The sequence below is a fragment of the Luteimonas sp. A482 genome, assembly GCF_054072655.1.
Genome location: NZ_JBSVRO010000005.1, coordinates 93,856 through 119,524, shown reverse-complemented (window position 1 = coordinate 119,524; position 25,669 = coordinate 93,856). Strand labels below are relative to the sequence as shown.

The following is a 25,669-nucleotide window of genomic DNA, read 5'->3' as shown; positions in this document are numbered from 1 at the left end:
ATGTCCTGAATCGGGGGTCGAAACACGTTTGCTGTCTTGATCCGCATCGCGTGCGCCAGTGGCGTGCGGATGAACCGCGGGCATTCGTCCGCACCGCCTCCACCGAGTAGTCGATACATCATGGGCCAGCAGTTCAGTGGTGCCGCTGCGATTCGCGCCGCGGCGATGATCATGGGGTCGACCTACGTCACGTACGCAGTCGGCCTGCTGGTCAGCATCATCGTTGCCCGCAGCCTTGGCCCCGAGGATTTCGGCCGCTATTCCTACGTCGTCTGGGTGGCCGGCATTCTGCTGGCATTGGGCAACAACGGCCTGAGCACCACCGCGATCCGCTTCATGTCCGACCTGCTGGGGCGCGACGCGCCCGAGGCCGCGCGCAGCGTCCACGGCTGGTTGCTGCGGCGGCAGCTGGCATGCCTGGCGCTGGTGGCGGTCGTCTTCGTCCTCGGCAGCCGCCATCTGGCGCCCGACGGCTGGGAAGGCCCGCTTGCCTGGTTCGTGCTGATCGCGCTGGTGGCGGGGCTGTCCAAGGCGGTCTACATCTTCGATGCCTCGGTGGCCAAGGGCTACGGCCGCTTCGACGTCGAGGCCAAGGCAACGGTCACGCTCAGCGGCGTCAACGTCGTCGCGGTGCTGCTGCTGGTGTATTTCGACGCGCCGCTGCTGGGTTACCTGCTCGCGTTCGTGCTGGTCAGCATGGGCTACGGGCTGATGTCGTCATGGATGCTGCGCCGCGGCGGCATGGTCACCTCCGCCGCGCCGCTGGATCCGGTGCTGCGCCAGCGGGTTCGCGGCCACCTGTTCTGGACCGTGATCCTGGTGCTGGCCTTCACCCTGAGCAACAAGTCGATCGAGACCTACCTGCTCAATGCCACGGTCGGACCTGCCGAGGTCGGCTTCTTCGCGATCGCCGCCGCACTCAGCCGCGGCGGGGTCGACCTGCTGGCCTCGGGACTCATCACCGTGCTGATGCCGGTGATGGCGCATGCCTTCGGCCGCGGCGGGCTGGAACACGTCAACCGGATCATGTCCACGGCGCTGCGCCACTGCGTGTTCCTGGGCCTGATGCTGATTGGCGTGGGCCTGCTGGTCTCGCGCCCCGGCGTCATGCTGCTCTACGGCGACGAATACGCGCAGGTGTTGCTGCCGCTGCGGGTGATGATCCTGGTGGGCGGGCTGACCCTGGGCGAGGCGGCGTTCACCGCGCTGCTGTCGACCACGGACAACCAGCGAATGCGGGTGGGGTTCTCGGCGCTGTTCCTGGGTTTGTCGGTGGCGTTCGCGTTCGCGCTGGTGCCGCGGTACGGGCTGGTCGGCGCGGTGGCGTCGTACGCGTGTTCGCGACTGCTGGGCTCGGCCTTGCTGTGGGTGGCGGTCAGCCGCATGTTGCGGCTGCGGCTGCCTTTTGGTGCGTTTGCGCGACTGCTGGGCAGCGCGCTGCTGGCCGGCATCGTGGCGACCGGGCTGGCGCTGCTGATGCCGGGGGTGTGGTCGGAACTGGCCGCAGGCGTACTGTTCGCCGTGCTGTTCCTTGCCGCGACCATTGCCTTCAACGCCTGGCGCTCGTCCGACGTCGCCCATTTCCTCGAGTTCCTCGAACGCTATCCGTTCCTGCATGGACGGATGTCGGGCTTCCTGCAGCGCTGGGCGCTGAAACTGCCATGAGCAGGCGTGAACAGGGAACGTGGACGTGGTACCGATACCTGACGGGAAGGACTGCGCCGGGTAACCGCGGATGCCGGCCCACCCCCGCTTCGACCGAAGACTGCTGAGACGCCATGCTGTACCTGTTCATCATCATCTACCTGATCCTGGTGCTGATCCGCCCGCAGGAATACCCGGGCTGGCCGTTTCCCGGTGTGCCGTTCCTGCCGCTGGCGCTGGCCTGCGCGCTGCTGGCGTGGATGTTCTCGCGCGAGAAACGTTTCGATGCGCCGCAGTACCCGCTGATCGTCATGCTCCTGCTGGCGACCTGCCTGTCGGTGCTGGTCTCGGGCTGGCCGGGCGGCGCGATACAGCAGTTCAGTGGCTTCCTGGCCACGGTGGTGTCGTTCGTGCTGTTGGCCAACGCCGTCGATACGCAGCGCAAGGTGGTCGCGACGATGGCCGTGTTCGTGCTGTGCGCCGGCGTGCTGGCGCTGCACGGCGCCGACCAGGCAACGACCGGCGAGGGCTGGACGGGCATGGGCCTGGTCAACGACGGTCGCATCCAGTACGTGGGCATCTTCAGCGATCCCAACGACCTGGGCATGCTGTTCGTGATGTGCGTGCCGATGGCGGTCTACCTCGGCGCGCGCGGCGGGATGATGGGCCTGCGCAAGCTGTTCTGGTGGAGCGCCTGCCTGCTGCTGGTCTACGGCATCTATCTCACCCACTCGCGTGGCGCGCTGGTCGCGGTGATCGCGATGGCCGGCGTCTACGTGCTGGTCCGGCGTGGCCCGGTGCTGGCCGGGATGCTCGGCCTGGTGGCGGTGGCCGGGCTGCAGCTCATGCCCAACCGGATGAGCGACATCGACGTGCAGGAAGAGTCCGCGGCGGGACGCGTCGACGCCTGGTACGAAGGCATGCAGTTGCTGATCAGCCATCCGGTGTTCGGCGTGGGCACCGGCCGCTTCACCGATTACCACCATCTCACCGCGCACAACTCCTACGTGCTGGTGCTGGCCGAGAACGGCGTGGTCGGCTTCACCATCTGGCTCGCGTTCGTGGGCTACTGCTTCTGGATGATGCATCGCTTGCTGCGCCACGAGCCGGAGTTCGCCGAGGGCGAGGAGCAGCTGGCCTGGGACTGGTGGGAGTCCCGGCGCCTGACGCTGGCGCTGCTGGTGTCGCTGACAGGCTTCTTCACCGCCGCCTTCTTCCTCAGCCGCAGCTACGTGATCCTGCTCTACCTGCTGGCGGCGCTGGTGGTGGCACACTTCACCGTCGTGCGCGGAATGTTTCCCGGCGTGGAAGGCTTCAGCCTGAAGCAGAACCTGCTGCGCTGGCCGGTGATCGCCGCAGCGGCCACGATCGGGCTGTACCTGATGGTCAAGGTGCTGCTGGCGTTCGGATGATGCAGCGGCAATGGCGACGGCGCGAGGCATGGCGTCGCCGAACAATGCGGTGCCGGCAGTGGCCGGCCCTGGTGCACCTGGCGCTGCCGGGTGGCCGCCCAACGGGAGGAATGTGGTGCAAGTACAGTTTGATCCGCGGACGCTGATGGAACCCTGGGCGCGCGATGGCGCCGGCGAGCTGCTGGTGGGTGGACAGCCGCTGTCGCGGCTGGTCGCTGCGATGGGCGCGACGCCGTGCTACCTGTACGACCGCGCCCGGATCGCGCGCCGCGCCGCCGGCCTGCGCGCGCGCCTGCCCGGCAACGTGCTCCTGCACTACGCGATGAAGGCCAATCCGATGCCGGCGCTGGTCTGCCACATGGCCGGCCTGGTCGACGGCCTCGACGTGGCGTCCGCGGGCGAACTGCGCCTGGCGCTGGATACGGGCATGTCGCCCGAGCACATCAGCTTCGCCGGCCCCGGCAAGTCCGACGCGGAGCTTATGCAGGCGGTGGCGGCGGGCATCGTGGTGAACCTGGAATCGTTCCGCGAGGTCGCGCTGCTGGCGCGCGCGAGCGAATCGGTCGGTGCGCCCGCGCGCGTCGCGGTGCGGGTCAACCTGCCATTCGAGCTCAAGGCTTCGGGCATGAAGATGAGCGGCGGCGCGCGCCAGTTCGGCGTGGACGCCGAGGTGGTGCCGGAACTGCTGCGCGAGATCACCGCGGCGGGGCTGGCATTCGAGGGCTTCCACATGTTCGCCGGGTCGCAGAACCTGCGCCATGCGGCGATCGTGGAAGCGCAGGGCAAGTGCTACGAACAGGCGCTGGCCTGGCAGGACCTGCTGCCCGCGCCGGTGCGCAGCCTCAACCTGGGCGGCGGCTTCGGCATTCCCTACACGCCGGGCGAGGCGGCGCTGGAGCTCGATCCGGTGGTCGCCAACCTGGAGTCGCTGTCCGCGCGCCTGGACGGGGATTTCCCCGGCGCCCACATCGTCATCGAGCTGGGTCGCTACCTGGTGGGCGAGGCGGGCATCTATGTCTGCCGCGTGGTGGACCGCAAGATCTCGCGAGGGCAGGTGTTCCTCGTCGTCGATGGCGGCATGCACCATCACCTCGCCGCGTCCGGCAACTTCGGCCAGGTGATCCGGCGCAACTATCCGGTCGAGGTCAACGCCGGCGCGCGTGAGCGCGAGGTGGCCAGCGTGGTGGGGCCGCTGTGCACGCCGATGGACCTGCTGGCCGATCGCATGGAGCTGGCGCAGGCCGGGCCCGGCGATCTGGTGGTGGTGTTCCAGTCCGGCGCCTACGGGCGCAGCGCGAGCCCGCGTGGGTTCCTCGGACATCCCGAGGTCGTCGAAGCGCTGGTCTGATCTGGCGTCGCGCCTGCGAGGGTGCCGGAACGGTAGGGAGAAGTCCGCCTTCGGGCCTTCGGCATGGACGCCACGCCCTGTCGGCCGGGGATCGCTTTCCGCTCGGTCAGGACATCCATGTCCTGACTTGCGCGCAAAACATCCATGTTTTGCTTGACGCGATCCCCGGCCGCCAGGACGCGGCTCATCGCTGTTCCTAGTGCGATGCTTCGTTACCACCTCTTCGAAGCCACGTCAGTGACTCGGCGATGGTCGTTCCGGGGCGGGGGTTGCGGAAAGCAGCGCATGGATGCGCTGCGGCGGCGAGTCAGCCATGGATGGCTGACCGAGCCGGGGAGCAACCCCCGGCCCGGGACGACTCCGGGCCGCAGGCCTGATCCCGCCCACCCGGCCGACTCCCCTCGAATGGAAGAAGCACCATTTGTTTGCCTGCGGCGCGGCTCAGGCCGGCGTGGGCGAATTCGGCGTAGCCGCACCTGTTCCGGCAGCGGCGGCAGGGCGCGCTGGCGTGGCTGTGGGTTTGACGGGCACCAGGTGCGCGCGTTCGGGTGGCGGCTCCAGGGTGCCGATCCTGCGTGCGGGGTTGCCGGCGACGATGGTGTAGGGAGCGACGGTGCCGGCCACGACCGAATGCGCGGACACGATGCTGCCCTCGCCGATGACGCTGCCGGGCATGACCAGGACATGCGAGCCGATCCACACGTTGTCGTGGATCGCCACCGGCTTCACGTCCGCCTCGTCCGGCGGCGCGCCTGCGGCGCGGCGCGCGGGGTCGGCGGGGTGACCGCCCGAATCGCGGATGGTCACGTTGCTTGCGATCTCCACGCGCGCGCCGATCACCACTTCCTTGCCGACCACGATCCTGCAGTCGTGCGCGATGTCGGTGCCGTTGCCGATCTCCAGCCTCGGCCGCTTGCAGAAGCGCGCGGCGAAGTTGATCGACAGCTTGCCGCTGACGTGGACGCCGTCGCCCACCAGCAGCTCGCCCTTGCCCTGGATCCACGGCACATAGATGCCGGTGGTCACGCCGCGCCCGACACGGGTGCAGTAGGCCTTGAACAGCGGCTCGGCGACCAGCAGCCGGCGCACGGCGAATATCGTCGAGCGCAGGGCCAGGAACAGCCACAGGTAGGGCAGCACCAGCAGCCGCGGCGCGGGCAGGGTGAAGTTGCGCAGCATGCCGCGCGCGGCGCGTGCGCCGGCGGCGGCCGGATGTGGCGAGCCGGCGAGCCACTGCCGGAAGGATTGGCGCTGGTCCATCGGTGCCGTCATCAGCGGTTGCGGTAGGACAGGCTGAGATACACCACGTTCTGCTCGAACTCGCCGGCCAGCAGCGAGCTCGAACGCTCGTAGCGGGTGTAGCTCAGCGACGAGCTCCAGTGGCGCGACCACTGCTTGTCCAGCGACGCGCTGTAGAGCCGGTTGGTTTCCCTGCGGTCGGCCGGGGCCTCGTACTGGTTGCGGTCGATGTTTGCCGAGGCGCCGACGGTCAGCGTCGGGCGCAGCCGGTAGCGCAGCGAGGCGCCGACGCTGCGGATCTCCTCGTTGGAATCGCCGGCGTCCACATAGTCCAGCTCCAGCACCTGGCCGTGCAGCGAGACCGCGGTCCGCGTGCCCTGGAATTCGTACTGGGCCATGACGCTGCGCTGCTCGAACGCGGAGGCGGTGACGGTGGTGTTGCCGGTGATGACCGAGGTCGGCACGCCGCCGGTGGTGTCGATCGCGTCCAGGGTGCTGGTCGCCGCGTCGGAGAACTGGTCGGCGAGGTTGATCGAGAAGCGGCTGCGGGTGCTGGGGTTCCAGCCAATCTCCGCCCGCACCAGCGGGCGCCCGCGGCTCTCCCCGTCGTCGTAGTCCAGGTGCGCGTAGCCGGCGTCGACCAGCAGGTCGAAGCGGCGGTAGTTGCGCGCGTAGGTGGCGAACATCTCGATGCGGTCGTGGTCGCGGGCGACCAGGTCGTTGTCGAAATCGATCTGCTGGACCTGTGCATTCCAGGACAGCGAGCTGGTCGCGTCGATCTCGCGGGTCAGCCGCAGCGCGGCGAGGATGCGGTCGGAGTTGAAGTCTTCGGTGATCTCCGCGTCGCTGTTGATGTGGCGCAGCTCGGCCAGCCCGCGCAGGTTGCCCGGATGGAACATGAAGGTCGGCCCCAGCGACAGCACGTTGACCTGCTGCCGGTTGTCGGGCGCATCGGGACTGAATCGGTTGATGGTCTGGACGCCGTAGCTGTCCTCGACCACGAACGCGAGGCGGTCGGGCAGGATCTCCCAGTCCAGCCGCCCCTGCAGCATGCGGTCGGTCATGTCGTCGAAGACGTCTTCATAGCGCCGGTGGTCAACGCGACCGATGACGCTGGCGCGGACCACCGACGAGGCCTGCTCGACCGAGAAACCCAGGCCGAGGCGCGCGATGTTCTGCTCGATCGGGTCGACTTCGCTGAGCGTGACGTTGTCGTCGTGCTCGTAGCCGGCATCGATCGTGTAGTCCACGCGCACCGCATGCGCGACGCCGGGCAGCGCCGCGGCGATCGCCAGCGCGATCAGCGTGGTCCGGATGCTGGTCCACTGCATGGCTTGTCCCCGCTGGTTCAATGGATGTCGTTGAAAACCACGCCGGCGACCTTGCCGGGGGCGAAGTTGGATGCGGCCTTTTCGATCTGGTCGGTGGTGACGCGGCCGTAGCCGGCCACCAGCACCACCAGGTCGGCGAGGTCGGACAGGATCCGCGCGTCCGGCGAGCGCAGCACCGGCGGGCTGTCGAGCACGATGTAGCGGTTGGAATGGCTGCTGCGCAGCGAGTCGATCAGCGTGCGCATGCGCAGCGAAGAGAACGATTCGCCGGCGATCTCGCGCACGCTGCCCGACGGCAGCAGGTACAGGCGCGGCAGGCCGGTGCCGTAGTGCACGTCCTGCAGTTCGCCGACGCTGCCTTCGATGTAGTCCATCAGCCCGCCTTCGGGCGCATCCACGCCGAGCGCCGAATGCTGTGCAGGGTGCAGGGCGTCGCAGTCGACCAGGGTCGCGACCTTGGTTTCGTCGAACGCGAACGCCGCCGCGAGGTTGCGCGCGACGAAGCTGCCGCCACAGCCGGCCACGACCGGCGCCACCAGGGTCACGAAGTTGGTGTCGCCGCCGAGCGCGAGCAGGCGCGTGCGCAGGTCGCGGAAGGCATCGGCCTGGACACGTGCCGAATCGTTGCGGTGGATCAGCCTGCGTTCCTCAAGCCCCTGCGTGCTGAGCGCCTGGGATTCGGTGGCGCGGGAGATCGAACGGGATTTGGGCGCAGTCGAGATGCTGCGGACCTCGTTCGCGGGGTCATTCATCGGCAATTCCTGGCGGTGCGATTGCATGGAGGGTCACGCGCTGGCGAGCTTGAAGGCGAACACCAGGCCATAGATCACGAACACCGCAGCGACTGTGGCCACGCTCATGACGAGCTTGAGCGACTGGCGGCGTCGTTCGCGCGGCGTGGGATAGGCGGGAATGGTGGTCAACAGGGGGAAGCCGGTCCTGAGCGGAATCTGGCGTGCGGAGCGCACCCGCGGATCGAACCGGGCCAGCAGGAACAGCAGCCCCAGCGGCAGCGCGACCGCGAACACGAAGCCGGCTGCGCCGATGTGCATGAAACGCAGTCCGCTGGGGCGCAGCGGCACGGTCGCCGGATCCTGGATGCGCAGGGTCAGGCCCCGGTTCTCCTGGTCCAGGCCCATCGACACGCGTGCGTTTTCGCGCCGACGCAGCAGGTCCTGGTAGATCTCGCGGTTGACCTCGTAGTCGCGGGTCAGCTCGGACAGCGCGCTCTCGGACGCGGCGATGCGGCGGCTGCGGTCCATTTCCTCGCCGAGCAGGGACTGCGCGATGCCCATCCGCGAACGCGTCGCGGCGGCTTCCCGGCGCGCCTGCGCCTGCTGGCTGCGCAGCTCGTTGTAGAGCGGGTTGAGCTGCACGTCCTCGGAGGCGAGCGCGCCCTGGCCGGGCTGGCTGCGGCGCTGCTGCTCGGCGGCCAGCGCGCGCTGGATGTCCTCCATCTGGTGGCGCACGCGCACCACGTCGGGATGGCGGTCGGTGAAGGTGAGCATCAGCCGGTCCAGCTCGGCTCGATGCTCGAGCAGCTGGGTGTTGTAGAGGTTCTCGCGGGTGTTGGTCGCGGTGACCGCCGATTCGCCCGACAGCTGCGAGGCAATCGCAGACTCGCGCGATTCCTGCTCCATGAGCGTCATCCGCGCCTGTTCGACCTGGCTGCGCAGCGAGGTGATCCGCGCATTGACGTCGGTGGCGCTGCCCGGCTGCGCGTCGGCGTTGCGCGAGCGATAGTCCTGGAGGTTGCCTTCGGCGTCCAGCAGCTTGGCGTGGTAGCCGCGCACCTGCTTGTCGATGAACTCGTAGGCCTCGCGGCTTTCGCGTTCCTTGGCGGCGAGCGTTTCCTGGATGAACAACGCGCCGAAGGCGTCGGCCACGCGGTAGGCGCGCTCGGGGTCGGTGTCGCGGTAGTCGATCTGCACCAGGTCCGGACGCGGGGCGCTGATCGTGGTGTTGTTGCGGATGTCCTCCATGATCCGGTCGCGCGCGATGGCGCTCGGGTCGGACGCGGCCCAGCCGCCGATGTCCAGGATCTGCTCGAGCACCTTGCGCCCGAACAGGATCTGGCGCGCATGGCCGGCGCGGTCCGACACCCCGGTCGGCACGGCGCGGCCCTCCAGCAGCGGCTGGATGATGTCGCTGTCCTGGGCGAGGATGGTTGTCGAAGCCACGTAGTTGCGCGGGATGACGAACAGGCCCACCACCAGGGTCAGCAGCATGATCACCGCGAAGATCGCGGCGATCATGCCCACGCGCTTGCGCGCCTCCTTGTACAGGATGACCAGGAGTTCGTCGGGTTGGAGGCCATCGACCTTGCGGCCCGGCGTCGACGGGCGCATTGCGGGAAGCTGGGAGGACATCAGAACGTGCGCTCGGGAATGGTGATCACGTCGCCGGGGGCCACGTTGTAGTTGGTCTGCAGCTCGCCGCGGTTGAGGATGCGGTCCAGGCGCACGGCGTAGGTCGTGGTGGTCTCGTCCTCGTTGCGGCGGAACAGGTCGGCGCGATCGGGAGCCGCGAACTCGGTGAGTCCGCCCGCTGCAAGCACCGCGTCGAGCACGGTCATGCCCTGGCGGTACGGGATCGAAACCGGCTGGCGCACGGCGCCGGTGACGCGCACGCGCGACAGGTACTCGTGGCTGCGCAGCTGGGTCAGGATCACGGCGACCTGCGGGTCGCGGACGTAGTCGCCCAGCTTGTCCTGGATGTCCTTGGCCACATCCGCGGGCGTGCGGCCACCGGCGATGATGTCGCCGACCAGCGGCACCGAGATCTTGCCGTCGGGACGGACCGGCACGGTGATGCCAAGCTCGGGGTTGCGCCAGACCGCGACCTGGACTTCGTCGTCAACGCCGATCAGGTAATCGCCCACGATGGTCTGGGCGGCAGGTGGCGGCGCGGACGACGAGGTCCCGGCCGTGGCGCAGGCGACGAGCGCCGGAATGAGCATGGCGGCCGCGACCAGGCGGAGGATGTGCATCGGTAGGACCCCGTTAGTGTTTCGATACGGGGATATACGGAGAAGGGCGCAAAGCAAGGACAGCGCGGGCCTCGCGACCCGCCTGGCGCATTCAGATGCCGTGGTACTCCCGGTACCACGCCACGAAGTTGCGCACGCCCGTCTCGATCGTCGTGGACGGCTGGTAGCCGGTGTCGCGGCGCAGCGCCTCGACGTCCGCCTCGGTGTCGGGCACGTCGCCCGGCTGCATCGGCAGCAGGTTCTTCTCGGCCTTGCGCCCCAGGCATTCCTCGAGCACCTCGATGTAGCGCAGCAGCTGCACCGGCTGGTGGTTGCCGATGTTGTAGACGCGGTAGGGCGCGCTCGACGAGCCCGGGTTGGGCAGCAGCGGATCGTAGGTGGGGTCGGGCCCGGGGATGCGATCCAGGGTGCGGATCACGCCCTCGACGATGTCGTCGACGTAGGTGAAGTCGCGCGTGTGGTGGCCGTGGTTGAACACGTCGATCGGCCGGCCTTCGATGATGTTCTTGGTGAACAGGAACAGCGCCATGTCCGGGCGGCCCCAGGGGCCGTACACGGTGAAGAAGCGCAGGCCGGTGGTCGGCAGCGCGAACAGATGGCTGTAGGTGTGGGCCATCAGCTCGTTGGCCTTCTTGGTCGCCGCGTACAGGCTGACCGGATGGTCGACGCTGTCCTCGACCGCGAACGGCAGCTTGCGGTTGGCGCCGTAGACCGAGCTGGACGAGGCGTAGACCAGGTGCTCCACGCCGCCGTGGCGGCAGGCTTCCAGCACGTTGGTGAAGCCCACGATGTTGCTGTCGATGTAGGCGTGCGGATTCTCCAGCGAGTAGCGCACGCCGGCTTGCGCGGCGAGGTTGACCACGCGCTGCGGGCGGAAGTTGGCGAAGGCGCGTTCGAGCGTGCCGCGATCCTCCAGCGAACCCTGCACGAACGAGAAGCCGGGTTTGGGCAGCAGCCGATCCAGGCGCGCCTGCTTCAGCGTCGGATCGTAGTAGTTGTTGAGGTTGTCGTAGCCGAGGACCTCGTCCCCGCGCTCGACCAGGCGATGGGTCAGGTGGGAACCGATGAAGCCGGCGGCGCCGGTGACGAGTACGCGCATTCGTGTCTTTTCCGTTTGGTTCAAAGGCAGCCGTCGACGCGATCGCGCGGCAGCGCGCGCTTGACGTCGAACAAAACCGCATCGGGCTTGCCGAAGGCGCGCACGCCGTCTGCGCCCAGTGCGACGAATTCGCGGTGTGCGACCGCAAGAATCACCGCGTCATAGTGCCCGGGCTGCGGCTCGGCCACCGGCGCGATGCCGTACTCGTGGTGGGCCTGCGCAGGCGAAACCCAGGGGTCGTGCACGTCGACGTCGACGCTGTAGGTGCGCAGCTCGTCGATGATGTCGATGACGCGGGTATTGCGCAGGTCCGGGCAGTTTTCCTTGAACGCCAGGCCCAGCATCAGCACCTTCGCCCCACTCGTGCGCAGCCCGCGCTGCTGCATCAGCTTGACCACGCGCTGGGCGACGTGGCTGCCCATGCTGTCGTTGATGCGGCGCCCGGCCAGGATCACTTCGGGGTGGTAGCCGATCTGCTGCGCCTTGTGGGTGAGGTAGTACGGGTCCACGCCGATGCAGTGGCCGCCGACCAGGCCCGGCCGGAACGGCAGGAAGTTCCACTTGGTGCCGGCGGCTTCGAGCACCTCGTGGGTGTCGATGCCGAGCCGGTCGAAGATCAGCGCCAGCTCGTTGATCAGCGCGATGTTGACGTCGCGCTGGGTGTTCTCGATCACCTTCGCCGCCTCGGCCACGCGGATGCTCGAGGTCTTGTGGGTGCCGGCGGTGATCACGCTCGCGTACAGCGCGTCGACGAAGTCCGCCGCTTCCGGGGTGGAGCCGGACGTCACCTTGAGGATGTTCTCGAGCCGGTGCTCCTTGTCGCCCGGGTTGATGCGCTCGGGGCTGTAGCCGGCATGGAAATCGTGGTTGAAGCGCAGGCCGGACTCGCGCTCGATGATCGGCACGCACACTTCCTCGGTGGCGCCGGGGTACACCGTCGATTCGAAGATCGCCACGCCACCGCGGGCGATGGCCGTGCCGACCGTGCGGCTGGCGGACTCCAGCGGCCGCAGGTCCGGGCGCTTGTACTCGTCGATCGGCGTGGGCACGGTGACGATGAACACGTTGCAGTCGCGCAGCGCAGCGGGATCGGCGGTGCAGGCCAGGCCGGTCGAGGCGCGCAGTTCCTCCTCGGACATCTCCAGGGTCTGGTCGTGGTGGCGGCGCAGCTGCTCCACGCGTGCGGCATCGATGTCGAAGCCGACCGTCGGATAGCTGCGGCCGAAGGCGGCCGCCAGCGGCAACCCCACGTAGCCGAGCCCGATGACGGCGATGCGGATGTCGTTGCGTTCGGGCAGGGAAGCGGTCATCCGTCAGGCCGTCTGTGGAAGGAGGTCGCATTCTAGCCGCGGTCCCGGGGCAGGCCGGCGCACGCTCAGGATGCGACATGGCACAACGCATATTGCGGCGCGGTGCGGCCAGTGCGCGCATGGCGCCGCGGTGTCGGATAATCGACTCAGCCTCCCTGCGGACCTCAGCATGCGCATCCTGGTATTCGGCGGTACCGGCTATATCGGCAGCCACACCTGCGTGGAGCTCGCCGCGCGCGGGCACGATCTGGTGATCGCCGACAACCTGTGCAACAGCTCGCCGCGCGTGCTCGAGCGGCTGCAGCAGATCATCGGCAAACCGCTGGACTTCCGCCACGTCGACCTGCGCGATCGCGCTGCCACGGTCGAGCTGCTTGCCTCGGGCGGCTTCGACGCGGTGGTGCACTTCGCCGCGCTCAAGGCGGTGGGCGAATCGTGCGAACGGCCGCTGGACTATTTCGACAACAACATCACCGGCACGCTCAACCTGCTGCAGGCGATGCAGCAGGCGGGGGTGCGGCGGCTCGTGTTCAGTTCGTCGGCCACGGTCTACGGCGATCCGGAGCGGGTGCCGGTGGACGAGGACGCGCCGCTGCGCGTCACCAATCCCTACGGGCGCACCAAGCTGGTGATGGAGCAGCTCATCGAGGATCTGTGCGCGGCCGACCCGGGCTTCCAGGCGGGTATCCTGCGCTACTTCAATCCGGTCGGCGCGCATCCCTCGGGGCTGATCGGCGAGGATCCGTCCGGTGTCCCGAGCAACCTGATGCCCTACATCTGCCAGGTGGCCGTGGGCCGGCGCGAACGGCTGAGCGTGTACGGCGGCGACTGGCCGACGGTCGACGGCAGCGGCGTGCGCGACTACATCCACGTGGTCGACCTGGCGCGTGCGCATGCGGACGCGCTGGACACGCTGGCGCGCACTGGCAGCGGCTTCACCGTCAACCTCGGCACTGGCGCCGGCGTGAGCGTGCTGCAACTGGTGCAGGCCTTCGAGCGCGCGTCCGGCCGCGCGGTGCCGTACACGATCGTCGACCGCCGCGCGGGCGACGTGGCCGAGGTTTATGCCGATCCCGCGCGCGCGCAGGCGCTGCTGGGCTGGCGCGCGGCGCTGGACCTTGACGCGATGTGTCGCGACGCGTGGCGCTGGCAGTCGATGAATCCGGACGGCTACGGCAGCTGAGCACAGAGCCGGTTGGCCACGCCATCCGGCTGCTTCATCCAGGCGTAATGGTCGGGGCGGGTGCCTGCGTCGCGCGCGTCCAGGCACTCCACCCGCGCCGGCGCCAGCGGCATCTTGCCGAGCAGGAAGTCCAGCGAGGCGCGTGGCGCCAGCCAGTCGCTTTCCAGCACCAGCGCATGGACCGGACGCGTGATCCTGGCAAGCGCGGCCTCCAGGTCCTGGGCGAGCCCTGCGGCGGCATAGCGTCCGCTGGTCGCGGTGCGCGCCCAGTCGCGGACCAGGCCCGCGGCCTCGTTGCCGCCAAAGCCGATGCGGCGGCCGGGCAGCACGCCGTTGACCGTCGCCAGCCACGGCAGGAAGCGGTAGGCGAGCGGCAGCCAGGCGCGGTGCGGCATCGGGAACGCGCGCCAGTAGGGCGCGCCACTGGCGATCAGCCAGAGTGCGTCCGCCGAGTCCGGCGCGAGCGCCAGCCTGCAGCAGGCCAGCTGCCCGCCCAGGCTGTGGCCACCGATGCTGCGGGGCAGGCCTTCCGGCAGCCCCAGGTCGACGGCGGCCTGGCTGGCGGGGATGTCCTGCAGCAGCAGTTCGCGATAGCCCCAGTCGACTCCGCGACTGGCGCGCAGGCTGCTGCTGCCGTTGCCGCGCCACTCGTGCAGGAAGACCGCCACGCCGCGCGCGGCCAGGGCTTCGGCGAACGGGATGTAGTGTCGGGCAGCCACGCCCAGCGCGGGTAGCCAAAGCAGGCTGCACTGCGGATTGGCGGGGATGCGTGTGATCAAGCGCCAGCCGTGGCCATCCGCCGCCGCGACCTCGCGCTCGACGCTGCAGGCCGCCTGGCTCACGCGCCCGGTTCCACCGCGCCGAGATGGTCGAGCACGTACACATCGCCGCGCCCCGGCCGGTAGCCCTGGCGCAGGGCCCGGCCCACGTAGGCCACTGCGGCGGCGGTCGCCTGCGCCACCGGCAGGCCCAGGCACAGCTGGGCCGCGGCCGCCGAGGCGAGGGTGCATCCGGTGCCGTGGCCTTCGATGGGCAGGCGCGGGTGCATGAAGACGTTGGCAGTGGCGCCGTCGCGGTAGCGGTCGATCACCTGCGCGCCCTCGTCCAGGTGCGCGCCCTTGAGCAGCACCGCCCTCGCGCCCATCGCCAGCAGCCGCTCCAGCGCCTGTTCGGCATCGGCGGCGTTGCCGATCTTCATGCCGGCCAGCAGTTCGGCCTCGGGGATGTTGGGCGTCAGCAGGTCGGCGCGCGGCAGCAATCGCGTGCGCATGGCCTCAAGCGCATCCTCGGCCAGCAGGCGCGCGCCGGAGGTCGCCACCATCACCGGGTCGAGCACCAGCTGGCGCGGCGCGTGCGCCTGCAGCGCATCGGCCACCGCGTGGATCACCTCGGCGGTAGCCAGCATGCCGAGCTTGACCGCGCCGATATCGAAATCGTCGAAGCAGGCGTCGATCTGGGCGTGCAGGAACTCCACCGGCGGCACATGCACCGCGATCACGCCGCGGGTGTGCTGCGCGGTCAGCGCGGAGATTGCCGACAGGCCATGCACGCCGTGAGCGGCGAACGCCTTGAGGTCGGCCTGGATGCCGGCGCCACCGCCGGAGTCGGAGCCGGCGATGGTGAGGGCGGAGATGGGGGGGGCGGACATCGCGACATTGTGCCGCCTGCGGCGAATCCACGCCCGGGACGTGATCCTGGCTCAGGCCTGCGGTCGGAGTCGTTCCGGGCCGGGGGTTGCTCCCCGGCTCGGTCAGCCATCCATGGCTGACTCGCCGCCGCAGCGCATCCATGCGCTGCTTTCCGCAACCCCCAGCCCGGAACGACTATCGCCCAGTCACTGGCGTGGCTTCGAAAAAGCTCCCACCGAAGCATCGCAGCATCAGTGGCAGTGAGCCGTGCCCTGGCGACCGGGGGTCGCGGCAAGCAAAACATGGATGTTTTGCGCGCGAGTCAGGGCAGGGAGAGCGTGGATGGCTTGCGCGGCATGCCGCGCATCCACGCGAGCGCCCGGCGCGCTGCGCCGGGCCGGACCGCGCAGCGGCCCTGACCGAGCGAAAAGCGACCCCCGGTCGACGGGGCGCGGCGTCCAGCCCAAGCCCGCGCGGACTTCAAGCAATCGTGTCCATCTTCTCGCTTGATCGGGTGAAGAACCAACAAAGAGGCCGCCGTGCGGCGGCCTCTTCAACGGCGGAGGGTGCGTGCCCTCAGCTTTCCGTGCCCAGCCCCGCGACGCGGCGGGCCTGCAGGAACCTGCCGCTCCAGTAGCCGGTGTCGAGCTGCGAGACGGTCACGTCGCGGCCGGTGCGCGGGGCGTGCAGGAAACGGCCTTCGCCGATGTAGATGCCGACGTGGTCGACGCGCTTGCCGCGGCGGCCGAAGAACACCAGGTCGCCGGGCACCAGTGCGGTGCGTTCGACCTTCTCGCCGTCGCGGGCCATGTCGCGAGAAACGCGCGGCAGCTCGACGCCAAGCGCGGTGCGGAACACGTAGCCGACCAGGCCGCTGCAGTCGAAGCCGCCCTCGGGCGAGTTGCCGCCCCAGCGGTAGGGCGTGCCGAGCAGGGCCAGGCCGCGCTTGAGCAGGGTCTGGACGCGGCCTTCCTCCTCCTTGGGCGAAGCCTGCGCGGCCTCCATCGCGGCGGCCTCGGCGATCAGCGCGTTGACGTCGCTGGCGAACAGCACGTCCTGGCTGGTCGTGCGCAGCGGATTGGACACCAGGGTGCGGGTGACCGAGGCAGACGGGGCGGCCAGCGTATCGGCGGAGTCGCCGGCCAGGCCGGGGCCGGCAAAGGCGGGCAGGGCGGCCAGCGAGAGCAGGCAGCCGCAGAGGGCGACGAACTTGCCGTGTCTGGCCGGGTTGGAGCGGTGGCGGGTTCGGCCGGACGGGGCGGTTGGTCTCGTCACGCGGACTTCACTGGAGCGGATCAGCGGCGGAGTGTGCCGGAGTGAAAGCTGCGTGATGTTAAAACAGGGTTACACAAACCTGTCCAAGTACGTGATTCTGCTCACAAATCGAAACGGGCCGTTCACCGCAGGATCCGCTTCGCGCCGCTGTAGTGGCGCTGCCAGTAGCTTCCGTCCAAGTGATCCAGGCGCACCGTGCCGCCGCTGCTGGGGGCGTGGACGAATCGTCCCTCTCCCACGTAGATGCCGACATGTGTGACCTGCGCCCCGTTCCCGAAGAACACCAGGTCGGCGGCAGCCAGGCGCTGCGGCTCGATCCTCGGCCCCTGGAAACCAGCCAGGTCGCGCGAGGTGCGCGGCAGGCGCAGGTCCAGCATGTCGCGGAACACGTAGTTGACCAGGCCGCTGCAGTCGAAGCCCCCATCCGGGGTATTGCCGCCGTAACGGTAAGGCGTGCCCACCAGGCTGATCGCCCGCATCAGCACCGCGTTGGCGGCGGCGGGATCCTGCGGCGCGACCACCGGCCACTCGCGCTTGGGCACGGTGGCCGTCGGGCGTGGCGTGGGGCGCACGTCGCCGCTGCCGCAGCCGGCCAGGAGCACCATCGCGCCGCACAGCGCGAGCGCGCGGATAGGCGCCAGGATTGGCGTTGCAGCACCGGAGTCCGGATAATGCCCGGCTCCGTCGCCCGACGGCAGGATGCGTTCGCGTGGCGGTGTCATGCGCGGCATCGTGCCCGGGCCATTCCATCCAGACAAGCCGCGGCTCGCGCCGCGCCTCCCAGCGAGCCGCCATGAAGATCGAAAAAGACCGCGTCGTCCGTTTCCACTACAGCGTCTCCGAAGCCGGCCAGGCGCCGCTGGAGTCGTCCAAGGAGCGCGGCGAGCCGCTGTCGATCCTGGCCGGCCACGGCAACGTCATCCCGGGGCTGGACAAGGCGCTCGAGGGCCACGAGGCAGGCGACAGCTTCGGCGTCGACGTGCCCGCGGCCGAGGCCTACGGCGAGCGCCGCGACGGCCTGACCCAGCGCGTGCCCAAGAAGCACTTCGGCGCGCAGAAGCTGGCCCCCGGCCAGCAGGTGGTGCTCACCACCAACTTCGGCCCGCGCGCGGTGACCGTGGAGAAGGTAGGCATGACCGTGGTCGATGTCGACCTCAACCACCCCATGGCCGGCAAGGACCTGCATTTCGACATCGAGATCGTCGAAGTGCGCGAGGCCGAGCAGGTCGAGATCGAGCACGGCCACGTGCACGGCGACGGCGGCCACCAGCACTGATCGCGATGGGCCACCCGCGCCGCATGGCGGTGCGTGGCGTGGCGCCGGCGGAAGTGCCGGTGCCTGGTGATGACCAAAGCCGGACGATGCGGCCCAGCCGGAGCCACCCGCATCACGCATCCCAGGCACGCTTGGCAATCGCCCTCGGCGCCCGCCATCCTGTGCGCAGGGACCAGGGGAATACGACGTGACGCACAGGGACGACCGCCGCGCGGGCGCGCCGCCGGCATTCGCGCCGATCGACGCGGCGCAGCGCATCCAGGCATTGGACGTGATCCGCGGCTTCGCCCTGCTGGGCATCTTCCTGATGAACATCGAGTGGTTCAGCCGGCCACTGCAGGAGATGGGATCGGGCATCGATCCGGGCGCGACCGGGCTTGACCACGCCGCGGCCTGGGCCGTGCACGTGTTCGTGGCGGGCAAGTTCTGGGTGCTGTTCTCGCTGCTGTTCGGCATGGGCTTCGCGGTGATGTCCAGCCGCGGCGGGCACGGTCCGCAGTTCTGCGGCCGCTACCTGCGCCGCTGCCTGGTGCTGCTGGCCTTCGGCGTGCTGCATGCGGTGCTGCTGTGGCCGGGCGACATCCTCCACGCCTACGCCATCACCGGCCTGCTGCTGCTCGCGTTCGGCGAGATTTCCAACCGCGCCAGGCTGTGGCTCGGCATCGCCCTGTACGCCACGCTCGCCCTGATGATCACGTTTGGTGGCGGGCTGATGTCGCTGGTGCCGGCCGGCGAGATCGACGAGATCGGGACCATGGCCGAAGAGATGGAATCCGCCGCGGCGGTCGCCACGCAGGTCTATGCGCACGGCAGCTACGCCGACGCGGTGGTGCAGCGTGCACGCGACTTCCTGACGCTCTCCGTGCAGGGCGCGCTGATGGTGATCCCGCTGGCGCTGGGCGTATTCATGCTCGGCGCCTGGCTGGTGCGCTCCGGGCGCATGCACGATGTGGCCTCGCAGCGGGGCTGGTTCGCGCGGCTGGCGCTGTGGACGATCCCGCTGGGCGCGGTGTTCGTGGCGCTCGCGATGTCGGTCGGCACAAGCTTCGAGGGCATGCGCGAGATGGGGCCGATGCTGCTCGCATCGGGGCTGATGATGCTCGGCAGCCTGCCGCTGGCGCTGGGCTACGTGGCGCTGCTCGTGCTGGGCCTGGGCGTGCCAGGCATCTCGCGCGTGCTCGGCTGGCTGGCGCCGGCCGGACGCATGGCGCTGACCCACTACCTGCTGCAGTCGCTGATCGCCTCGACGCTGTTCTACGGCTATGGCTTCGGGCTGTGGGGACAGGTGGGGCGCGCCGGGCAGGTCGTGCTGGTGCTGGTGGTGTTCGCGCTGCAGGTGGCGGCGAGCCACTGGTGGCTGGCGCGCTACCGCTTCGGGCCGATGGAATGGCTGTGGCGCTGGCTCACGTATGGCGCGAAGCCGGCCATGCGCGTGGGCTGAGTCACCGGGGCGGCAGGCACGCGCCGTTACACTGCACGGATGGAGCAACGCAGCGACATCCTCGTCATCGGTGCCGGGGTTTCCGGGCTGGCCAGCGCGCTGTGCCTGCTCGAACGTGGCCGCAGCGTGCGCGTGATCGATGCCGGCCGCGTTGGCGGCGGCAGTTCGCACGGCAACTGCGGCACGCTTACGCCCAGCCATGCCGGGCCGCTGCACGCGCCAGGCACGGTGGCCAAGGCGCTGCGCTGGATGCTCACGCCCGACGCGCCGTTCTACGTGCGTCCGCGCTTCGATCCGTCGCTGTGGCGCTGGATGCTGCGCTTCGCAGGGCGCTGCAACCTGCGCGACTGGAATGCCTCGGCGTGGCCGCGCGCAGCCATCCTCAACGCCTCGCGCCAGGTCTTCCCGGAGTGGATCGCCGGGCACGACATCGACTGCGAGTTCGCCGAGTCCGGCGCGGACTGCGTATTTCGCGATCCGGTGCAGCTGGAGGCCTACGCGCGCCACCTGCCGGCGCTGGCCGAACTGGGCATCGAATCGGAGGTCATCGAAGGCAAGGATTATCTCGCGCAGGAGCCCGCGCTGCGCGAGGGCGTGGCCGGCGCGGTGCGCTATCCGGGCGATGCGCAACTGCGCCCTGATCGCTATGTGGCGGGGCTTGCACGCGCGGTCACCGCCGCCGGCGGCATCATCGAGACAGATTGCGAGGCCACGCACGCCGAAGCGCAGGGCGATGGCATGCGCGTGCGCACCTCGCTGGGCGAGCGCTTCGCGCGCGACGTGGTGTTGGCCACCGGCGCCTGGTCGCCGCTGCTGGCGCGCTCGCTGCAGCTGCGCTGGCTGCGCGATGCGATGCAGCCGGGCAAGGGCTATTCGATCACCTACTCGCGGCCGTCGCTGGTGCCGCGCCGGCCGATGACGCTGTTCGAACGCAAGGTCTGCGTGACCGTGTGGGACGACGGCTTCCGCCTGGGCAGCACGATGGAATTCTCCGGCCACGACACCACGCTCAACCGGCGCCGGCTCGATGCACTGGAGCGTGGCGCTGCCGAGTACCTGCACCAGCCGGTCGGCCCGGAGAAGCGCGAGGAGTGGTACGGCTGGCGTCCGCTGTCCTGGGACGACCTGCCCATCATCGGCCGCGCACCGGGCCATGCGCACCTGTGGCTGGCCACCGGGCACGGCATGCTGGGTGTGAGCATGAGCCCGGCGACTGGGCGCCTGCTGGCGGAGCTGGTCACCGGTCAATCGCCGCATATCGATCCCAAACCGTATTCGCCGGAGCGCTTCGCATGACCCAGCCCGTCCTGGATTTCGACCTCGTCGTACTCGGCGGAGGCAGCGGCGGACTGGCCGGCGCCTTCCGCGCGGCAGGCCATGGCGCGCGCGTGGCGCTGATCGAACCCGGCGAACTCGGCGGCACCTGTGTCAACGTCGGCTGCGTGCCGAAGAAGGCGATGTGGATTGCGGCCGAGCTGGCAGGCAGCATCACCCTGGCCTCGCAGCTCGGCTTCGACGTGCCCGCGTCACCCGACCTCGACTGGCCGGCGCTGATCGCCAGCCGCCAGCGCTACATCCACGGCATCCACGGCAGCTATCGACGGCGCCTGGACGAAGCGGGCATCGTGCTGCTGCCGTCGCGCGGCCGGCTGCACGATGCACACACGGTCGAATGCGAGAACGGCACCCGCCTGCGCGCCGGGCACATCCTCGTCGCAACCGGCTCCCATCCGGGCCGACCCGACGTGCCCGGCGCGGACCTGGCCGGCGTGTCCGACGACTTCTTCGCCCTGCACCAGCCGCCTGGCCAGGTGGCCCTGGTCGGCGGCGGCTATATCGCGGTGGAGCTGGCCGGCGTGCTGCAGGCGCTGGGCTGCCGCGTCGACATCTATGCGCGCAGCCAGCGCCTGCTCAGCCATTCCGACGCGGAGCTGGCCGAGCGGCTGCAGGAAAACTATCGCCAGCAGGGCATCGGCCTGCACTTCAGCTACGGACTGGCGGCCATCGAGGGCGCGCAAGGTGCGTTGCGGCTGCGCAATGTCGCTGGGGAAGTGTCAGACCAGTACGCGCATGTGTTCCTCGCCACGGGCCGCAAAGCCAACACCGCCAAGCTCGGGTTCGAGGCCGCGGGCGTGGACCTGGACAAGCACGGCAACATCGTTGTCGATGCCAGCCAGCGCAGCAGCGTTGCCCACATCGCCGCGGTTGGCGATGTCACCGGTCGCGCCACGCTCACGCCGGTCGCCATCGCGGCCGCGCGTCGCACCATGGACCGGGTGTTCGGCGGTAGTCCTGACGCGCGACTGGACTATGACGACATCCCCACCGTCGTGTTCTCGCATCCGCCGCTGGCCGAGGTCGGCCTGACCGAGGTGCAGGCGCGCGAGCGGCACGGAGACGCGGTGCACGTGTATCGCAGCATCTTCCGGCCGATGCGCCAGGCCTTGGTCGACCGCCCGCAGCACAGCCTGTTCAAACTGGTGTGCGTCGGCGAGGAGCGCCGCGTGGTCGGCATCCACCTGCTGGGCGAGGGCGCCGACGAGATCCTGCAGGGCTTCGCCGTCGCGCTGAAGAAGGGCATCACCCTGGCCGACCTGCACGACACCGTCGCCATCCATCCGACGAGCGCGGAAGAAGTGGTGTTGATGCGGTAAGTCCTCGGCGCGAGCGAAGGAGGAACGCTGCGTGAAGCCCACGCGCTTGTGCTCCTTCCGCTTGCGGGGAAAGGTCGGGATGGGGGCCGTGACGCAGCGGCGAATGCTTGACGAAAAGCGCCCCCACCCCAACCCTCCCCCGCAAGCGGAGGAGGGAGCAGGGCGGTGGAGCGGCCGCGAGCCGCGCAAGGACATCCGCCACCGCGGCCCCCACCCCAACCTCCCCCGCAAGCGGGGAGGGAGCAGGCACCGCGCCTGCGAGGGGCGACGACTCACGTGCCGCCTCTGTAGCCACCTACAATCCCGCCATGGACATCGTCTCCCTGCAACGCGGCAGCGCGCCGCTGCTGGTCAGCCTGCCGCACGACGGCACCTTCGTTCCCGACGACATCGCCGCCAGGCTCACGCCGCAGGCGCGGCGCGTGCCCGACACCGACTGGCACATCGCAAGGCTTTACGCCTTCGCGAAGGACCTCGGCGCGTCGGTCATCGTGCCCACGCATTCGCGCTACGTCATCGATCTCAATCGCAGCGAGGACGATGTCTCGCTGTATCCCGGCCAGAACACCACCGGCCTGTGCCCGACCGTGCGTTTTTCCGGCGAACCGGTCTACCTCGATGGCCAGGCGCCAACCGAGGACGAGGTGCGCGCGCGCGTCGACACGTACTGGCGTCCCTACCACGGTGCACTGCGCGACGAGCTCGAGCGCCTGCATGCCGAACACGGCCGCGTCGTGCTGTGGGAGGGGCATTCGATCCGGGGCGAACTGCCGTTCCTGTTCGAAGGCCGCTTGCCGGACCTCAATCTCGGCACCGCCAATGGCGCCAGCGCCACGCCCGCGCTGCAGCAGCGACTGGTAGCGGTGCTGGCCGCGCAGTCGCGCTACGACTGGGTGCACAACGGTCGCTTCCGCGGTGGCCACATCACGCGCCATTACGCCGATCCCGCGCGCGGCATCCAGGCCGTGCAGCTGGAGATCAGCCAGCGCGTCTACATGGACGAGGCGTCGTTCGAGTATGACGAAGCGCTGGCGGCGCGAGCGCAGGAGGTGATCCGCGCGCTGTTGGTGGTGGCGGGGGACTGAGGCCCGCGGTCGGGCAGCCAGTCAGATCCCTTGTGTTCGCCCGATCGCGCAGCGCACCAAAGCCCTCCCCTTCAAGGGGAGGGTTGGGAGGGGATGGTGTGGATGCCGCATGCGCCCGCCTGCCACGCCTGGACACCATCCCCACCCCGGCCCTCCCCTTGAAGGGGAGGGAGCAAGGCGCGACGAAGGGGAGGGAGCAAGGCGCGACGAAGGCGAGGGAGCAAAGCGCGACGTTGTACTGGCCAGCGTTCGACTGCGCCGCGGAGCGGCAACGTGCTGGATCAACCGCCGGATGCGTCCCTTGCCAGCAGCCTGAGGCCGAACAGGCGTGGCGTACGCCGCCCGTCGCGCGCAACGAAGCGCACGCGGATGCCGCCGGAAAGCGCCGCCGATGCGAGCTCGGCCGGCAGTGCGATCTCGCGGGTTTCCAGGTCATCCGGACCCGGCTTCACCGTATCGATGTTCGCCAGCGTCCGCCCCTCCACTTCGACATCCATCGCCACGTTCCAGTCGCCGCCAAACAGCACCAGCTGCAGCAGCAGCGGCGTGTCCGTCGCCATCTCGCGTCGTGCTTCGAGCCGGTAGGCGAACCAGCCGGACGCATCGCGCCACGCGCGGCCCAGCAGGCTGCCGGTGGCCGAATCCCGCCCTTCGTACCGGTGGTCGACCTCGGGCTGCTGCTCGCCCGGCCGCACCTGGTCGAGCGTGCGCGCGTCCAGCGCCTGGCGCTCGCGCTCGGCGGCCTCGATCGCTGCAACCACGCCCGGATACTGCGCCGGCGTCGCCGTACGCCAATACGCCATGTAGCGCGCATCGTGCACGCGCGACAGCGGCTCAAGCCTCAGCGGATGGAATTCGCCGGGTCGGATCAGCGCAGACGCGGTGAAGGTGAGCGCCTCGCCCGCGACCGGGACGATATGCGCCGCCAGCGTGTCGCGCTCGCCCACAAGCATTGGCGCGCCGTCCAACGGCAGGTAGGGGCCGGGCGCGATATGGCTGCCGCGGCCGTCGTCGGCGATCAGGCCCTCGACCGCCTCCTCGCCGGTGCGCGCAGCCAGCATCAGCGGGCCGTGCATCACCGCCACCCAGTCCGATCCGTCGGGCAGGCCTTCGATCCGCGTCTGCATCGGCAGTGCGATGTCGACGCGGTCGCCGTCCTGCCAGGTGCGCGTGATTGCGACCTGGCTGCCGGGCGTGGACGCCAGTGGCCAGCGGCGACCGTTGAGATGCACGACGAGTTCGCCCTGCAGCCACTGCGGATGGCGCAGCTGCAGCGCGAACGCCTGCGGCCTGTCCAGCTGCAGGTGCAGGCTGCTGCGCGGATCTTCCGGGAAGGCCGTTTCCTGCCGCAGCGTGAGCCCGCGCTCGCGCCAGTGCAGGGTCGATGCGATGTAGAGGTTCACCGCCAGCGCGTCGTCGCCGCGGGTGTAGACGAAGGCGCCGTGGCGACCGTGGTTCTCCATGCCGGTGCCGACGCAGCACCAGAAGCACTGGTGGGGCTGCGAGTACACGCGGTAGTGGCGCGGCCGGATCGGCGTGAAATAGACCAGCCCGCCGTGCCCGGGATGCTGGGTCGACAGGATGTGGTTGAACAGCACGCGCTCGAAGAACTCGATGTAGCGCGGCTGCGGTTGCAGCCTGTGCAGCAGCGCGCTCAGGCGCAGCATGTTGTAGCTGTTGCAGGTCTCCGGCCCTTCGCGCGAATCCAGCATCGGCGAGAAGTCGTCGACCGGATTGAAGTGCTCGCGCACGCTGTTGCCGCCGAAGGCGATGCTGCGTCGCTGCGCCACCGTCTCCCAGAAAAAGCGCGCCGCCTCGATCCACGCCGGCTCGCCGTCGAGTTCGCCGATGCGGGCGAAGCCGATCACTTTCGGAATCTGGGTATTGGCGTGCAGGCCGTCCAGCCGGTCCTCGCCTCGCAGCAGCGGATCGAGGATGGCGCGGTGGCAGAAGCGGCGGGCGAGCGCCAGGTAGCGGCGCTCGCCGGTGATCGCGTACACGTCGGCCAGCACCTCGTTCATGCCGCCGTGTTCGGTGTCGAGGATGCGCTGCAGCTGCGTGTCGTCGAGATTGGCGACCAGCGCGTCGCACCAGTCGGCGAATCGCACCAGCAGTTCGCGGGCGGTGGCGTTGCCCGCCATCAGCCAGGCATCGCGCAGGCCGGCGTACATCTTGTGCAGGTTGTAGAACGGCACCCAGGCGCCGTCGAGCGAGAAGGCCTCGGCCTGGAACTCGCCCGAGCCGATGCGCTGCCACAGCACGCGCCCGTTGGGCACGCCGCCGAGATAGCCGTCGCCGTTGGCGCGCTGGCATTCGGCCAAGGCCTCGACCATGGCGTCGAGCCGCTGGCGCATTGCATGGTCGCCCTGCGCGGCCTGCTGGGCGAGGGCGGACAGGTAGTGGCCGGCAGTGTGGCCGTCCAGGCCCATCGACTCCCAGTTGGGATACTTCGGTGCGGGCGAGGGCAGGCCGGCCTCGATGCGGTAGGGCGCAAGCAGGCGGTCGATGTCGAGCGCGGCGAGGTAGCGCCGGTTGAGCGTCTGCGAATGCGCGAACGGGCCCGCGTCCAGGTGCACATCGGCAAGTGCGAATGGGGCGGCGGCCGTGGCGATGCCGCCAGAGGCGAAGGCGGGCAGGGAGGCGGCAGCGGGCAGCAGCAGGGTCGAACCGGCCGCCGCGAGGAAGCGGCGGCGGTCGGGCGATGGAGGCGGGGTGTGCATCAGTGGCTCCATCGGGTGGCGGCCGGATGCCGACT

The 25,669-nt window shown here is 69.5% G+C and carries 21 protein-coding genes; 9 read left to right on the top strand and 12 right to left on the bottom strand.

Annotated elements, in window-relative coordinates; genetic code table 11:
- The first annotated feature begins 120 nt into the window (after positions 1-120).
- From ACW5DW_RS14150 to ACW5DW_RS14140, 3 genes are all read left to right on the top strand, one after another.
- A complete protein-coding gene (locus tag ACW5DW_RS14150) occupies positions 121-1,665 on the top strand; it encodes an oligosaccharide flippase family protein (RefSeq protein WP_457019741.1) in 1,545 nt (514 codons plus the stop codon).
- Positions 1,666-1,778: 113 nt separating this feature from the next.
- Entirely contained in the window at positions 1,779-3,056 is a 1,278-nt protein-coding gene (locus tag ACW5DW_RS14145) for an O-antigen ligase family protein (protein ID WP_457019739.1), read from the top strand.
- Positions 3,057-3,201: 145 nt separating this feature from the next.
- Positions 3,202-4,404 (top strand): pyridoxal-dependent decarboxylase, exosortase A system-associated, encoded by a 1,203-nt coding sequence (locus tag ACW5DW_RS14140; protein ID WP_457019738.1) that lies wholly within the window; start codon positions 3,202-3,204, stop codon positions 4,402-4,404.
- 441 nt (positions 4,405-4,845) lie between these two features.
- Here ACW5DW_RS14140 and ACW5DW_RS14135 read toward each other — a convergent pair whose 3' ends face one another.
- The 7 genes from ACW5DW_RS14135 to tviB form a co-directional block, all read right to left on the bottom strand.
- A complete protein-coding gene (locus ACW5DW_RS14135) occupies positions 4,846-5,676 on the bottom strand; it encodes an acyltransferase (RefSeq protein ID WP_457019736.1) in 831 nt (276 codons plus the stop codon).
- On the bottom strand, positions 5,676-6,974 hold the full coding sequence (locus ACW5DW_RS14130; protein WP_457019734.1) for a hypothetical protein: 1,299 nt from the start codon (positions 6,972-6,974) through the stop codon (positions 5,676-5,678). Before ACW5DW_RS14130 ends, ACW5DW_RS14135 begins: the two co-directional genes overlap by 1 nt.
- Positions 6,975-6,991: 17 nt before the next feature.
- Positions 6,992-7,726: a polysaccharide biosynthesis protein gene (locus ACW5DW_RS14125; protein WP_457019733.1), complete on the bottom strand. Its 735-nt coding sequence runs from the start codon at positions 7,724-7,726 to the stop codon at positions 6,992-6,994.
- Positions 7,727-7,759: 33 nt separating this feature from the next.
- Positions 7,760-9,343 (bottom strand): XrtA system polysaccharide chain length determinant, encoded by a 1,584-nt coding sequence (locus ACW5DW_RS14120; RefSeq protein WP_457019732.1) that lies wholly within the window; start codon positions 9,341-9,343, stop codon positions 7,760-7,762.
- Positions 9,343-9,963 (bottom strand): XrtA/PEP-CTERM system exopolysaccharide export protein, encoded by a 621-nt coding sequence (locus ACW5DW_RS14115; protein WP_457019730.1) that lies wholly within the window; start codon positions 9,961-9,963, stop codon positions 9,343-9,345. The genes ACW5DW_RS14120 and ACW5DW_RS14115 overlap by 1 nt, the downstream gene beginning before the upstream one ends.
- Positions 9,964-10,054: 91 nt before the next feature.
- The gene (locus ACW5DW_RS14110; protein ID WP_457019728.1) at positions 10,055-11,062 is read right to left on the bottom strand and encodes an NAD-dependent epimerase; all 1,008 of its coding nucleotides are present in this window, start codon (positions 11,060-11,062) and stop codon (positions 10,055-10,057) included.
- 20 nt (positions 11,063-11,082) lie between these two features.
- Positions 11,083-12,372: a Vi polysaccharide biosynthesis UDP-N-acetylglucosamine C-6 dehydrogenase TviB gene (gene tviB / locus ACW5DW_RS14105; RefSeq protein ID WP_457019726.1), complete on the bottom strand. Its 1,290-nt coding sequence runs from the start codon at positions 12,370-12,372 to the stop codon at positions 11,083-11,085.
- Positions 12,373-12,541: 169 nt separating this feature from the next.
- On the opposite strand from tviB, the gene galE reads away from it, so the two are divergent.
- The gene (gene galE, locus ACW5DW_RS14100; protein ID WP_457019724.1) at positions 12,542-13,555 is read left to right on the top strand and encodes a UDP-glucose 4-epimerase GalE; all 1,014 of its coding nucleotides are present in this window, start codon (positions 12,542-12,544) and stop codon (positions 13,553-13,555) included.
- On the opposite strand, the gene ACW5DW_RS14095 is transcribed toward galE, so the two are convergent.
- From ACW5DW_RS14095 to ACW5DW_RS14080, 4 genes are all read right to left on the bottom strand, one after another.
- Complete coding sequence (locus ACW5DW_RS14095) at positions 13,543-14,397, bottom strand: alpha/beta hydrolase family protein (RefSeq protein WP_457019723.1); 855 nt, start codon at positions 14,395-14,397, stop codon at positions 13,543-13,545. The genes galE and ACW5DW_RS14095 overlap by 13 nt on opposite strands.
- Positions 14,394-15,203, bottom strand: coding sequence for a bifunctional hydroxymethylpyrimidine kinase/phosphomethylpyrimidine kinase (gene thiD / locus ACW5DW_RS14090; RefSeq protein WP_457019721.1), 810 nt, complete (start codon positions 15,201-15,203; stop codon positions 14,394-14,396). The genes ACW5DW_RS14095 and thiD overlap by 4 nt, the downstream gene beginning before the upstream one ends.
- Before the next feature lie 556 nt (positions 15,204-15,759).
- On the bottom strand, positions 15,760-16,458 hold the full coding sequence (locus ACW5DW_RS14085; protein WP_457019719.1) for a C40 family peptidase: 699 nt from the start codon (positions 16,456-16,458) through the stop codon (positions 15,760-15,762).
- 122 nt (positions 16,459-16,580) lie between these two features.
- A complete protein-coding gene (locus ACW5DW_RS14080; RefSeq protein WP_457019718.1) occupies positions 16,581-17,180 on the bottom strand; it encodes a C40 family peptidase in 600 nt (199 codons plus the stop codon).
- A 71-nt stretch (positions 17,181-17,251) separates the two neighbouring features.
- On the opposite strand from ACW5DW_RS14080, the gene ACW5DW_RS14075 reads away from it, so the two are divergent.
- The 5 genes from ACW5DW_RS14075 to hutG all read left to right on the top strand — a co-directional run bounded on the left by ACW5DW_RS14075 (position 17,252) and on the right by hutG (position 22,914).
- Positions 17,252-17,734, top strand: coding sequence for an FKBP-type peptidyl-prolyl cis-trans isomerase (locus ACW5DW_RS14075; RefSeq protein WP_457019716.1), 483 nt, complete (start codon positions 17,252-17,254; stop codon positions 17,732-17,734).
- A gap of 187 nt (positions 17,735-17,921) precedes the next feature.
- Complete coding sequence (locus ACW5DW_RS14070; RefSeq protein ID WP_457019715.1) at positions 17,922-19,175, top strand: DUF418 domain-containing protein; 1,254 nt, start codon at positions 17,922-17,924, stop codon at positions 19,173-19,175.
- Between the two features lie 39 nt (positions 19,176-19,214).
- Positions 19,215-20,471: an NAD(P)/FAD-dependent oxidoreductase gene (locus tag ACW5DW_RS14065; RefSeq protein WP_457019713.1), complete on the top strand. Its 1,257-nt coding sequence runs from the start codon at positions 19,215-19,217 to the stop codon at positions 20,469-20,471.
- Positions 20,468-21,829 (top strand): glutathione-disulfide reductase, encoded by a 1,362-nt coding sequence (gene gorA / locus ACW5DW_RS14060; protein ID WP_457019712.1) that lies wholly within the window; start codon positions 20,468-20,470, stop codon positions 21,827-21,829. Before ACW5DW_RS14065 ends, gorA begins: the two co-directional genes overlap by 4 nt.
- A 308-nt stretch (positions 21,830-22,137) precedes the next feature.
- Positions 22,138-22,914 carry an N-formylglutamate deformylase gene (gene hutG / locus ACW5DW_RS14055; protein WP_457019710.1) on the top strand — a complete coding sequence of 259 codons (777 nt, stop codon included), beginning with the start codon at positions 22,138-22,140 and terminating at the stop codon, positions 22,912-22,914.
- 281 nt (positions 22,915-23,195) lie between these two features.
- Here the strand turns inward: hutG and ACW5DW_RS14050 are convergent, their stop codons facing one another.
- Positions 23,196-25,634 carry a beta-L-arabinofuranosidase domain-containing protein gene (locus ACW5DW_RS14050; RefSeq protein ID WP_457019709.1) on the bottom strand — a complete coding sequence of 813 codons (2,439 nt, stop codon included), beginning with the start codon at positions 25,632-25,634 and terminating at the stop codon, positions 23,196-23,198.
- Positions 25,635-25,669 lie beyond the last annotated feature (35 nt).

What these genes read in the sequence shown, in the direction of transcription:
- ACW5DW_RS14050 (WP_457019709.1), bottom strand. Translation starts at nt 25,634, where the DNA reads ATGCACACCCCGCCTCCATCGCCCGACCGCCGCCGCTTCCTCGCGGCG.
- ACW5DW_RS14120 (WP_457019732.1), bottom strand. Translation starts at nt 9,343, where the DNA reads ATGTCCTCCCAGCTTCCCGCAATGCGCCCGTCGACGCCGGGCCGCAAG.
- ACW5DW_RS14130 (WP_457019734.1), bottom strand. Translation starts at nt 6,974, where the DNA reads ATGCAGTGGACCAGCATCCGGACCACGCTGATCGCGCTGGCGATCGCC.
- ACW5DW_RS14135 (WP_457019736.1), bottom strand. Translation starts at nt 5,676, where the DNA reads ATGACGGCACCGATGGACCAGCGCCAATCCTTCCGGCAGTGGCTCGCC.
- ACW5DW_RS14075 (WP_457019716.1), top strand. Translation starts at nt 17,252, where the DNA reads ATGAAGATCGAAAAAGACCGCGTCGTCCGTTTCCACTACAGCGTCTCC.
- ACW5DW_RS14140 (WP_457019738.1), top strand. Translation starts at nt 3,202, where the DNA reads ATGGAACCCTGGGCGCGCGATGGCGCCGGCGAGCTGCTGGTGGGTGGA.
- ACW5DW_RS14125 (WP_457019733.1), bottom strand. Translation starts at nt 7,726, where the DNA reads ATGAATGACCCCGCGAACGAGGTCCGCAGCATCTCGACTGCGCCCAAA.
- ACW5DW_RS14150 (WP_457019741.1), top strand. Translation starts at nt 121, where the DNA reads ATGGGCCAGCAGTTCAGTGGTGCCGCTGCGATTCGCGCCGCGGCGATG.
- ACW5DW_RS14115 (WP_457019730.1), bottom strand. Translation starts at nt 9,963, where the DNA reads ATGCACATCCTCCGCCTGGTCGCGGCCGCCATGCTCATTCCGGCGCTC.
- ACW5DW_RS14145 (WP_457019739.1), top strand. Translation starts at nt 1,779, where the DNA reads ATGCTGTACCTGTTCATCATCATCTACCTGATCCTGGTGCTGATCCGC.
- ACW5DW_RS14065 (WP_457019713.1), top strand. Translation starts at nt 19,215, where the DNA reads ATGGAGCAACGCAGCGACATCCTCGTCATCGGTGCCGGGGTTTCCGGG.
- thiD (WP_457019721.1), bottom strand. Translation starts at nt 15,203, where the DNA reads ATGTCCGCCCCCCCCATCTCCGCCCTCACCATCGCCGGCTCCGACTCC.
- hutG (WP_457019710.1), top strand. Translation starts at nt 22,138, where the DNA reads ATGGACATCGTCTCCCTGCAACGCGGCAGCGCGCCGCTGCTGGTCAGC.
- ACW5DW_RS14080 (WP_457019718.1), bottom strand. Translation starts at nt 17,180, where the DNA reads ATGACACCGCCACGCGAACGCATCCTGCCGTCGGGCGACGGAGCCGGG.
- gorA (WP_457019712.1), top strand. Translation starts at nt 20,468, where the DNA reads ATGACCCAGCCCGTCCTGGATTTCGACCTCGTCGTACTCGGCGGAGGC.
- ACW5DW_RS14110 (WP_457019728.1), bottom strand. Translation starts at nt 11,062, where the DNA reads ATGCGCGTACTCGTCACCGGCGCCGCCGGCTTCATCGGTTCCCACCTG.
- galE (WP_457019724.1), top strand. Translation starts at nt 12,542, where the DNA reads ATGCGCATCCTGGTATTCGGCGGTACCGGCTATATCGGCAGCCACACC.
- tviB (WP_457019726.1), bottom strand. Translation starts at nt 12,372, where the DNA reads ATGACCGCTTCCCTGCCCGAACGCAACGACATCCGCATCGCCGTCATC.